Consider the following 9,871-nt stretch of genomic DNA (forward strand, 5'->3'; position numbering starts at 1 on the left):
GCCCCTGGGGCACCTCGCCTCGTCCATAACGCGCAGGCGGCCAAGTTGACCGGGGGGTTGGCAGGCTGGCACGCAGACGGGGGGCTGCCGGCAGGATCGCTGGTGGATGGGAAGGGCCAGGTCGCGGCTTGTTTCTGTCTGCGCGTGCTGCGTCTGGAGGGCTCACCGCATTAGAAATTGCTTTCGATGCGTCAGCTGTTCACCCGTGCCAAGAGCCTGTCGCTGGCCGCGACTGTTCTGATCCTTACCGCCTCCGGTTCCGGCGCCTCTGCCCAGCAGCAGAACGAACCGACCCTGCAGACCGTGCCTGTTCCTGCCGCCGCCTCTTCGGCTTTTGGCACCGCGAACGCCGTTGCAACACAGCCTTCCCTCGACCTCGATCCGGCCCCTGCCGTGACAGCCGCGACGCTGACTCAACTTGTCGCCCGGCAGCCGCAGGCCGAAGAGGTCTCCTCCGAAATCAATTGCCTGGCCGGGGCCGTCTATTTCGAGGCGCGCAATGAAACGCTCGATGGTCAGCTGGCTGTGGCCCGTGTGGTCGTTGCCCGCTCGCGCTCGGGACGCTTCCCGGACAGCTATTGCGGCGTGGTTTACCAGCCCTCGCAGTTCTCCTTCATCCACGGCGGCGCGATGCCGGTGATCAACCATGCCTCGGCCGGTTGGCACCGCGCTCTGGCGATTGCCGAAATTGCTCACGACGGCAGCTGGCAGAGCCCCGTCGAAGGCGCGATGTTCTTCCATTCCGCGCGCATCTCGCCCCGCTGGCACCGCCAGCGCGTGGCCCGGATCGACAATCACGTTTTCTATCGCTGAGATAGTTCAGCTCTGCGCCAGCCAAGGCCTCCTGTTTCACGTGGAACAGGGGGCCTTGTTGTTTGCGGCCTGAGGGTTAGACCGGTGATCTGACCCCACACGGAGCCCCCCCTATGACCACCACGCCTTTCCGTCCGGTTCTTTATTTGAAAGACCGCTGCCCATGGTGCCTGAAGCTGCGGCTGTTTTTGCTGGAGGCGGGGATGATCGGTCGCTTCGAGCTGCGGGTCTTTGTGCCCGGCGATGATCTGGAGGCCGCGATGCGCGCCGAGCTGGAGCCGCATGTCGAGAAGGTTACCTTCCCCATCGCCCAGATTGCGCCGGGTCAGTATCTGACGGATTCCGGGGCGATCATCGATCATTACGCGCAAGAGGCTGGTGTGGATGTGGCCAGTCTGACGACGCTGGACCAATATGTGCGCGGGCCTTTGGCGACAATGGCCGCGCTCAGGAAGGAAATCGCCGAGTTGAAGGGGAAAGGGTAACAGCAGGAGGCGTTACGCCCCGCCTGCACAGCGAAAAGCGCCGGTTGCTCTGCGGTTGAACCCATAGCGCCCAAACCGACAAATGATAGAAGTGCGAGGGGGGACACCTACCCCCTCGCATCCACCTGCTTTTTACTTCCGCAACTCGATCCAGATCGGCGCATGATCGCTGGCCTTTTCCCGGCCGCGATGGTCCTTATCGACACCGCAAGCCACCAGACGATCCGCCGCCTCTGGCGAGAGCAGGGCATGATCGATGCGGAAGCCGTGATCGCGCTGCCATGCCCCGGCCTGATAGTCCCAATAGGTCCAGACGCCGCCATCGGGATTGTGGGTAGCGATGGCGTCCGTCCAGCCATCGTTGAGCAGGCGCAGATAGGCATCGCGCGATTCCGGCTGCATCAGCGCGTCGTCGGCCATGGCCTTGGGAGACCAGATGTCGCGGTCGGTGGGGATAACGTTGAAGTCGCCTGTCACCACAACCGGGATTTCCAGAGCGCGCAGCTCGGTCATGCGGTTGCGCAGGCGCTCCATCCAGCGCAGTTTGTAGTCGAATTTCGGGCCGGGCTGCGGGTTGCCGTTGGGAAGATAGATGCCTGCGACGCGGACGCCGAAAACATCGGCCTCGATGTAGCGCGAATGTTCGTCCTCGGGCTCTCCGGCCAGGCCGCGCTGGACTTCGACGGGCTTTTCGCCATCGGCCAGAATCGCCACGCCGTTGAAGCCTTTCTGGCCGTGCCAGATAGCGTGATAGCCGATCTTCTCGAACTCATCCGCCGGGAAGCCCTCGTCCTGGGTCTTGATCTCCTGCAGGCAGGCGACCGAGGGGCGCGTCTCTTCCAGCCACTCCAGCAGGCGCGGCAGGCGGGCCTTGATGCCGTTGATGTTGAAGCTGGCGATTTTCATTTCAGGGGATTCCTAGAAGAGAATAAGCAGGGGGCCATCGCCCCCTGCACCCCCGTTACGTCTTCCGACGAAAGGGTGCGCGGGGACAGTACCTTGTGCCCCGTCTCTACCGCCGGAGGCAACAATTGAAAGCCGCTTCGCGGCATGGCGCTGCGAGGAGAGGATGCGCAGCGTAGACATTCATGGGAGCGCGAGGGTTATGACCCTCGCATCTTCCTTTTCTTTCGACCAAAATCGCATTCCCCCCTGCCTCCAACGAGTCTAGACCTTGCGTCATGACCCAGACGATCCTTGCCCCCTTCCCCGCCCAGCGCCCTCGCCGCAGCCGCTCCACCCCCTGGAGCCGCGCGATGCACCGCGAGACCATCCTCACCCCCGCCAATCTGATCTGGCCGCTGTTCGTGGCCGATGGCAAAGGCGTGGAAGACCCCATTGCCAGCCTGCCCGGCGTCTCGCGCTGGAGCGTCGATCTGATGGTGGAGCGCGCGAAGGAGGCCGTCAGCCTCGGCATCCCCTGCCTCGCCCTGTTCCCCTACACGCAGAAGGAGCGCCGCAGCGAGGACGGCAAGGAAGCGCTCAACCCGGACAATCTGATGTGCCGCGCCATCCGCGCCATCAAGGACGCTTGTGGCGACGATATCGGCATCCTGACCGATGTGGCGCTTGATCCCTACACCTCGCATGGGCAGGACGGGCTGATCGACGACACCGGCTATGTGCTGAACGATGCCACGGTGGAAACGCTTGTCGGCCAGAGCCTGAATCAGGCCAATGCCGGCGCCGACATCATCGCTCCCAGCGATATGATGGATGGCCGCATTGCCGCCATTCGCGCGGCTCTGGAAGGCGCCAACCACCAGAACGTGCAGATCATGTCCTATGCCGCCAAATACGCCAGCGCCTTCTATGGTCCGTTCCGCGATGCTGTGGGCTCGCGCGGCCTGCTCAAGGGCGACAAGAAGACCTATCAGATGGACCCCGCCAACAGCGACGAGGCCCTGCGCGAAGTCGCCATCGATCTGGCCGAGGGTGCCGACAGCGTGATGGTCAAGCCCGGCCTGCCCTATCTGGACATCGCCCGCCGCGTGAAAGACGAATTCGGCGTGCCGGTCTTTGCCTATCAGGTCAGCGGCGAATATGCGATGATCGAGCATGCCGTGGCCGCCGGCGCCGCCGACCGTGACACGATGGTGCTGGAAACGCTGCTGGCCTTCCGCCGCGCGGGCTGCTCGGGCGTGTTGACGTACCATGCTGCCCATGCCGCCCGCCTGTTGAATGGCTGAGTTCCGCCTTGAGACCGAGCGGCTGATCCTGCGTTCGTGGCAGGACTCAGACCGCGCGGCCAGTTGGGCGATGGCGCAGGACGAGGAGGTCATGCGCTATCTCCTGACGCTGGACCGCGCCGGGGCGGATGCCATGGTCGATCGCTTCATGGCGATGGAGGCCGAGCATGGCCACACCTTCTGGGCGCTGGAGCGGCGCGCGGATGGAGCCTTCCTCGGCATGTGCGGCATGGCGCCGCCCCGTCCGCCGCTGGTGGAGTATGAGGTGGGCTGGCGCCTGATGCGCCACGCCTGGGGCCAGGGCTATGGGCAGGAGGCTGCCCGCGCCACGCTCGCCTGGGCCTGGGCCAATCGCCCGATGCAGACCATCGTGGCCATCACCGTGGTCGAGAACCGCGCCAGCTGGACCCTGATGGAGCGCCTCGGCATGGCCCGCGCGGCGGATGAGGATTTCGAGCATCCCGCCCTGCCCGAAGGCCATCCGCTCCGCCCCCATATCCTCTATCGCATTGGCAGGCCCGCATGACTCAGCGTTCCGACATCACCATCGCACCCTTCAAGGGCATCTGGCCGCGCATCCACGAAAGCGCCTTTATCGCTCCCGGCTGCCGCATCATCGGCGATGTCGAGATCGGGCCGGACGCCTCCATCTGGTACAATTGCGTGATCCGCGCGGACATCAACCATATCCGCATCGGCGCCCGCAGCAACGTTCAGGATGGCAGCGTGATCCACTGCGATTCCCCCAAGCCCAGCCGCCCGGCCGGCTTCCCCACGCTGATCGGCGATGATGTGCTGATCGGCCATATGGCCATGATCCACGGCTGCGTTCTGGAAGATCGCGCCTTCGTCGGCATGGGCGCGGTGGTGATGGACGGCGCGCGCGTCTCCAGCGACGCCATGCTGGCCGCAGGAGCCCTGCTGAGCCCTGGCAAGGTCATCCCGCCCCGAGAACTGTGGGTGGGCCGCCCAGCCGCATTCAGCCGCACCCTGAACGACCAGCAACTGGCCGCGATGCAGGACGGCGTGGCGCGCTATGTGACGAACGGTCGCTTGCATCGAGAGGCGCTGGAGGGCTGATGGCCCGTCCCAAGGCCGATTTGCCTGCGGTGGAAGCCATTCGGGCTCTGCTGGATGAGGAAGGCCGCCTGGCCTTGCGTGTGACGCCGGGTGCCCGTTCGGAAGGGCTTGAGGTCGCGGATGGGCGGCTGCTGGCCAAAGTTCGCGCCAAGCCGGAGGATGGCAAGGCCAATGCCGCCGTGATCGATCTGGTGGCGCAAGGGTTGGGTGTGGCGCCGTCGCGATTGACGTTGCTGCGTGGGGCGACTTCAAGGGACAAGTTATTGGGGTTGCAAGATTAAAAAAGACAATGCGAGGGGGTTACCCCCTCGCGCTCCCAGAACGTCTTCCGACGAAGCGGCGGTGGTTCCCGATCCGAGCGTACCAGCGCAAGGCAAGGCGCCGCAGGCAATCAAATCAAAATGACAGGAGGCTGGGCTGACGACTCATGCCTGCGGCGCGGCAAACTGAGCGCAACGCCGAACCCGATGCGCCAAGGCTGACATTAAACGGAGCGCGAGGGCAATGGCCCTCGCATTTTCCTTTTCTTCTCAAACCCTGAATCAAAAAAGGGCGCCACCCTCGCGAGTGGCGCCCCTTCTTGCGCGGTCCAGCGCTTACTCCTTGCCGTCGGCCTTGCTGGGGGCTTCGGGTGCATTCTTCTGGCCACGGGCCTTCTTGTTGACCACCTTGGGCGCGGCGGGCGTCAGCTGGAAGTTGAGGGCGGGCTTGCCATCCTCATCGTCCTTGATGGTGACGTTCACCTCGCCGCCGTGCGCCAGCTTGCCGAACAGCAGTTCTTCCGCCAGCGGCTGCTTGACCTTGTCCTGAATGAGGCGGGCCATGGGCCGCGCGCCATAGAGCTTGTCATAGCCGCGTTCACCCAGCCAGGCGCGCGCTTCGGCGTCGAACTGGATGTGGACGTTCTGGTCGGCCAGCTGCAGTTCCAGCTGCAGGATGAACTTGTCCACCACCATGCTGACCACCGTGGTGGGCAGATAGGCGAAGGGCACGATGGCATCCAGACGGTTGCGGAATTCCGGCGTGAACAGGTTCTTGACCGCTTCCTCGCCGGCGTCCGCCTTGGAGATGTCGCCAAAGCCGATGCCGTTGCGCGCCATGTCGCTGGCCCCCGCATTGGTGGTCATGATGAGAACCACATTGCGGAAATCCACCGTCTTGCCGTGGTGATCGGTCAGGCGGCCATTGTCCATCACCTGCAGCAGGATGTTGAACAGATCGGGGTGGGCCTTCTCGATCTCGTCGAGCAGCAGCACGCAATGGGGCTGCTGGTCGATGGCATCGGTGAGCAGACCGCCCTGATCGAAGCCGACATAGCCCGGAGGGGCACCGATCAGGCGCGAGACGGAGTGCCGCTCCATATATTCCGACATATCGAAACGCTGGAGCGGAATGCCCATGATCTCGGCCAGACGGCGCGCGACTTCGGTCTTGCCGACACCGGTCGGGCCGGAGAACAGGAACGAGCCAATCGGCTTGTCCGGATCGCGCAGACCCGCACGGCTCAGCTTCATCGCGCGGGACAGCACCTCGATGGCCTTGTCCTGCCCGAAGACCACGCGCTTGAGGTCACGCTCCAGATGCTCCAGCACCTTCTTGTCGTCGCTGGAAACGCTCTTGGGCGGGATGCGCGCCATGGTGGCGATCACCTGCTCGATCTCGCGGCCGGTGATCGTCTTCTTGCGCTTGCTCGGCGCCACCAGCATCTGCATCGCGCCCACTTCGTCGATCACGTCGATTGCCTTGTCGGGCAGCTTGCGGTCGTTGATGTAGCGCGCGGAGAGTTCCACCGCCGTCTTGATCGCTTCGGCGGTGTATTTCACCTTGTGGTGATCCTCAAACGCCGTGCGCAGGCCCTTGAGGATCTTGATGGTGTCCTCGATGCTGGGCTCGTTCACGTCGATCTTCTGGAACCGGCGCAGCAGGGCGCGGTCCTTCTCGAAGTGGTTGCGGAACTCCTTGTAGGTGGTCGAGCCGATGCAGCGGATCGTGCCGCCCGACAGCGCGGGCTTCAGCAGATTCGAGGCATCCATCGCGCCGCCGCTGGTGGCGCCCGCACCGATCACCGTGTGGATTTCATCGATGAAGAGCACGGCATGCGGCATCTTCTCCAGCTCGGAGACGACCTGCTTCAACCGTTCCTCGAAATCGCCGCGATAGCGCGTGCCCGCCAGCAGGCTGCCCATGTCGAGCGAATAGATCACCGCATTGGCCAGCACCTCGGGCACGTCGCCCTCGACGATCTTGCGCGCCAGACCCTCGGCGATGGCGGTCTTGCCCACGCCGGGATCGCCCACATAGAGCGGGTTGTTCTTGGAGCGGCGGCACAGAATCTGGATGGTGCGGTCCACCTCGGGCCCACGCCCGATCAGCGGGTCGACCTTGCCGCCCAGCGCCTTCTCGTTGAGGTTCACCGTGAACTGGTCGAGCGCGGAATCCTTCTTGTTGGCCGCGGCGCTCTTGGTCTCGGGCTTGTCCTCGTGCGGGGTTTCCTCGCTGCCCTTGGGGTGCTTGTCCTCGATGCGCTTGCCGCCCTTGCCAATGCCATGGCTGATGAAGCTGACGGCATCCAGGCGGCTCATATCCTGCTGCTGCAGGAAATAGACGGCATAGGAATCCCGCTCGGAGAACAGGGCCACCAGCACATTGGCGCCGGTGACGGTGTCCTTCCCGCTGGATTGCACATGCAGGATGGCACGCTGGATCACGCGCTGGAAACCGGCGGTTGGGGCGGGCTCCGCCTTATCCTTGGTTTTCAGACTCTGATATTCCTGATCCAGATATTGCTTCACCGCCTCGGACAGTTCGCCAAGGTCAACCCCGCAGGCATTCATCACCTGAGCCGCATCCACGTCATCGATCAGCGCGAGCAGCAGATGCTCAAGCGTTGCATATTCGTGGCTGCGCTCCGACGCATGCGCCAGCGCGGCGTGAAGGGTTTTTTCGAGGCTTTGGGCGAAACTGGGCATCTTGGCACTTTCGCTAGGAACTCAACATCCGTGAGTCGGCGCCGTTTGGACGGGCACCTGATGAAAACAGCGAGCGGGGCTGGAGGAATGAAACACCCGGAACGGGCGGGCGGTCCATGCTGCTTTGGCGGCGGCATGGGATGTGGTGCGGGGGCCGATCATGGAGTCGGCTCCATCAACAATCTCTATATGGGCCACCCTCGCCCAATTACGAGGGGGGCTGCAATCCAATGCGCTGGCCAATGCGCCGGAACGCCGGATGCCCATGTCTTGAATGACCGCGCCCGCGCTCATGATCTTGGCCTGAACAGGGCATCGGCGGCCAGTCTGGTGGCGCTGGCCCGCGCGGCATGGGCTTTGATGCGTTCGATCTCGATTTCGAGCAAACGGATGCGGGCGCTCAACTCATCCTGCGAATAGCGGTCAAGGCTTTCGCTGGCGAGCGCCTGGGCGGCGTCCTTGCTGACGCCACCGGACGGAACGGGGCGGTCATCGTCTTCCATTGGAAGTGCATCCTTGACGTCGCGGCGCTTGCTGTCAACAGCTTGCACGTTTACGGCAGGCAAGTGCGACTTTACCGAGCTTTGCGGGGTAGTGATGGCGGATATAGTCCCTGAATTCATGACAGTGGTCGGCTTCGAACACCCCGGCGGGCCCGAGGTGCTGCACCCGGGGCAAGCTCCTGTGCCGCATCCCGGCACGGGGCAGGTGTTGATCCGCGTGGCCTATGCCGGGGTGAATCGCCCCGATGTGATCCAGCGGCAGGGCAATTATCCCCCGCCGCCGGGCGCCTCGCCGATTCCCGGGCTGGAAATTTCGGGCAAGGTCGTCGCGCTGGGCAAGGGCACGGATGAGATCTGGCTGGGCCAGCAGGTCTGCGCGCTGGTGACGGGCGGCGGGTATGCCGAATATTGCGTGGCCGATTCCGCGCTGTGCCTGCCGGTGCCCCCCACCCTGCCGCTGGATCAGGCGGCGGCGATTCCCGAAACGCTCTTCACCGTCTGGCACAATGTGTTCGAGCGCGGTTGGGCGCGCGAGGGTGAGGCGATCCTGATTCACGGCGGCACCAGCGGCATCGGCACCACGGCGATTCAGCTGTGCAAGGCCTTCGACATGACGGTGATCGTCACCTGCGGCGGGCCGGAGAAATGTGCTCGCGCGCTGGAAATCGGCGCGGATCACGCCATCGACTACCGCGATCAGGATTTCGTGGAAGAGGTGAAGCGAATCACTGGCGGCCAGGGCGTGCAGCTGGTGCTGGATATGGTGGCGGGCGACTATGTGGCCCGGAACATCAAATGCCTTGCCGATGACGGCCGCCATATCACCATCGCCGTGCAGGGCGGGGCCAAGGCCGAGGTGCCGATGTGGCTGGTGATGACCAAGCGCCTGACTCTGACGGGATCGACGATGCGCGCCCGCGATGTGGCCTTCAAGGCGCTGGTGGCCGAGGACATTCAGCGCATCGTTTGGCCGCTGATCGAGCAGGGCGCGTGCCGCCCGATCATGGATCAGACCTTCGCGCTGGCCGCCGCCGCCGCCGCCCATGCGCGGATGGAAGCGGGCGACCATATCGGCAAGATCGTGCTAGAGGTGGCCCCGTGACCTTTGTTCTCCATGAAGACCCCTTCAGCGGCAATTGCTACAAGATCCGCCTGACCGCCGCGCTGGTCGGCGTGGCGCTGGAGCGCCGCTTCTACGACATCACCAGGGGCGAAACCCGCACCGAGGCTTTCCTGCGCGATGTCAACGCCAATGGCCGCATCCCGGTGCTGCAGATGGGCGACCAGTTCCTGCCCGAAAGCGGCGCGGCCTGCTGGTATCTCGCCCATGGCTCTTCGCTGATCCCCACGGACCGCTTCGCGCAGGCCGATATGCTGCGCTGGATGTTCTTCGAGCAGTACAACCACGAACCCAATGTGGCGACCTTGCGCTTCTGGCTCGGCAAGCTGGGGGCAGCGAACCTTTCTGATCTGCAGCGCAGCCAGCTTGCCGCCAAGACGGATGCCGGTAACGCGGCCCTGCGCCTGATGGATGAGCATCTCGCCACCCATGACTGGTTCGTGGGCAACAGCATCACGCTGGCCGATATTGCTCTCTATGCCTACACCCATGTCTGCGAGCCGGGCGGCTTCGTCCTTGCGCACTATCCCCATATCCAAAGCTGGATTGCCCGCGTCGCTGCCGTGCCGGGCTATGTGCCGATGGACTGAATCGTTGCTTGAGTCACAGACTCTGCTTGCCGGGCATGTCGATTTCGGATAGGCAACGCTGTTGAAGGGCCGCTCCGGTAAGGGGCGGCCTTGCTGTTTCTGTAGGGCCTGTCTCACCAGAT

General features: G+C 64.0%; 11 protein-coding genes. 8 read left to right on the forward strand and 3 right to left on the reverse strand.

Annotated elements, in window-relative coordinates:
* Positions 1-186: 186 nt before the first annotated feature.
* Both SR3_RS24550 and SR3_RS24555 read left to right on the forward strand, forming a co-directional pair.
* Entirely contained in the window at positions 187-813 is a 627-nt protein-coding gene (locus tag SR3_RS24550; protein WP_068091962.1) for a cell wall hydrolase, read from the forward strand.
* A 113-nt stretch (positions 814-926) separates the two neighbouring features.
* A complete protein-coding gene (locus tag SR3_RS24555) occupies positions 927-1,298 on the forward strand; it encodes a glutathione S-transferase N-terminal domain-containing protein (protein WP_068091964.1) in 372 nt (123 codons plus the stop codon).
* Between the two features lie 132 nt (positions 1,299-1,430).
* Here SR3_RS24555 and xth read toward each other — a convergent pair whose 3' ends face one another.
* Positions 1,431-2,204 (reverse strand): exodeoxyribonuclease III, encoded by a 774-nt coding sequence (gene xth / locus SR3_RS24560; protein ID WP_068091965.1) that lies wholly within the window; start codon positions 2,202-2,204, stop codon positions 1,431-1,433.
* A 275-nt stretch (positions 2,205-2,479) separates the two neighbouring features.
* Here xth and hemB point away from each other — a divergent pair, with 275 nt between their 5' ends.
* Genes hemB through SR3_RS24580 form a run of 4 tightly spaced genes read left to right on the forward strand, consistent with a single transcriptional unit; the run spans position 2,480 to position 4,848 of the window.
* Positions 2,480-3,487: a porphobilinogen synthase gene (gene hemB / locus SR3_RS24565; protein ID WP_169805703.1), complete on the forward strand. Its 1,008-nt coding sequence runs from the start codon at positions 2,480-2,482 to the stop codon at positions 3,485-3,487.
* Positions 3,480-4,013: a GNAT family N-acetyltransferase gene (locus SR3_RS24570; RefSeq protein WP_068091966.1), complete on the forward strand. Its 534-nt coding sequence runs from the start codon at positions 3,480-3,482 to the stop codon at positions 4,011-4,013. The genes hemB and SR3_RS24570 overlap by 8 nt, the downstream gene beginning before the upstream one ends.
* A complete protein-coding gene (locus SR3_RS24575) occupies positions 4,010-4,567 on the forward strand; it encodes a gamma carbonic anhydrase family protein (RefSeq protein WP_068091968.1) in 558 nt (185 codons plus the stop codon). Before SR3_RS24570 ends, SR3_RS24575 begins: the two co-directional genes overlap by 4 nt.
* Complete coding sequence (locus tag SR3_RS24580; RefSeq protein WP_068091970.1) at positions 4,567-4,848, forward strand: DUF167 domain-containing protein; 282 nt, start codon at positions 4,567-4,569, stop codon at positions 4,846-4,848. The genes SR3_RS24575 and SR3_RS24580 overlap by 1 nt, the downstream gene beginning before the upstream one ends.
* 315 nt (positions 4,849-5,163) lie before the next feature.
* Here SR3_RS24580 and clpA read toward each other — a convergent pair whose 3' ends face one another.
* Positions 5,164-7,536, reverse strand: a complete 2,373-nt coding sequence (gene clpA / locus SR3_RS24585; RefSeq protein ID WP_068091973.1) for an ATP-dependent Clp protease ATP-binding subunit ClpA — start codon at positions 7,534-7,536, stop codon at positions 5,164-5,166.
* Positions 7,537-7,826: 290 nt separating this feature from the next.
* Positions 7,827-8,039 (reverse strand): DUF1192 domain-containing protein, encoded by a 213-nt coding sequence (locus SR3_RS24590; protein WP_068091976.1) that lies wholly within the window; start codon positions 8,037-8,039, stop codon positions 7,827-7,829.
* Positions 8,040-8,133: 94 nt separating this feature from the next.
* On the opposite strand from SR3_RS24590, the gene SR3_RS24595 reads away from it, so the two are divergent.
* The gene (locus tag SR3_RS24595; RefSeq protein WP_068091978.1) at positions 8,134-9,141 is read left to right on the forward strand and encodes an NAD(P)H-quinone oxidoreductase; all 1,008 of its coding nucleotides are present in this window, start codon (positions 8,134-8,136) and stop codon (positions 9,139-9,141) included.
* Positions 9,138-9,749 (forward strand): glutathione S-transferase family protein, encoded by a 612-nt coding sequence (locus SR3_RS24600; RefSeq protein WP_068091981.1) that lies wholly within the window; start codon positions 9,138-9,140, stop codon positions 9,747-9,749. Before SR3_RS24595 ends, SR3_RS24600 begins: the two co-directional genes overlap by 4 nt.
* Positions 9,750-9,871: the final 122 nt, after the last annotated feature.

The sequence above is a fragment of the Novosphingobium rosa NBRC 15208 genome, assembly GCF_001598555.1.
GTDB classification, from domain to species: domain Bacteria; phylum Pseudomonadota; class Alphaproteobacteria; order Sphingomonadales; family Sphingomonadaceae; genus Novosphingobium; species Novosphingobium rosa.

What these genes read in the sequence shown, in the direction of transcription:
- SR3_RS24550 (WP_068091962.1), top strand. Translation starts at nt 187, where the DNA reads ATGCGTCAGCTGTTCACCCGTGCCAAGAGCCTGTCGCTGGCCGCGACT.
- SR3_RS24555 (WP_068091964.1), top strand. Translation starts at nt 927, where the DNA reads ATGACCACCACGCCTTTCCGTCCGGTTCTTTATTTGAAAGACCGCTGC.
- xth (WP_068091965.1), bottom strand. Translation starts at nt 2,204, where the DNA reads ATGAAAATCGCCAGCTTCAACATCAACGGCATCAAGGCCCGCCTGCCG.
- hemB (WP_169805703.1), top strand. Translation starts at nt 2,480, where the DNA reads ATGACCCAGACGATCCTTGCCCCCTTCCCCGCCCAGCGCCCTCGCCGC.
- SR3_RS24570 (WP_068091966.1), top strand. Translation starts at nt 3,480, where the DNA reads ATGGCTGAGTTCCGCCTTGAGACCGAGCGGCTGATCCTGCGTTCGTGG.
- SR3_RS24575 (WP_068091968.1), top strand. Translation starts at nt 4,010, where the DNA reads ATGACTCAGCGTTCCGACATCACCATCGCACCCTTCAAGGGCATCTGG.
- SR3_RS24580 (WP_068091970.1), top strand. Translation starts at nt 4,567, where the DNA reads ATGGCCCGTCCCAAGGCCGATTTGCCTGCGGTGGAAGCCATTCGGGCT.
- clpA (WP_068091973.1), bottom strand. Translation starts at nt 7,536, where the DNA reads ATGCCCAGTTTCGCCCAAAGCCTCGAAAAAACCCTTCACGCCGCGCTG.
- SR3_RS24590 (WP_068091976.1), bottom strand. Translation starts at nt 8,039, where the DNA reads ATGGAAGACGATGACCGCCCCGTTCCGTCCGGTGGCGTCAGCAAGGAC.
- SR3_RS24595 (WP_068091978.1), top strand. Translation starts at nt 8,134, where the DNA reads ATGGCGGATATAGTCCCTGAATTCATGACAGTGGTCGGCTTCGAACAC.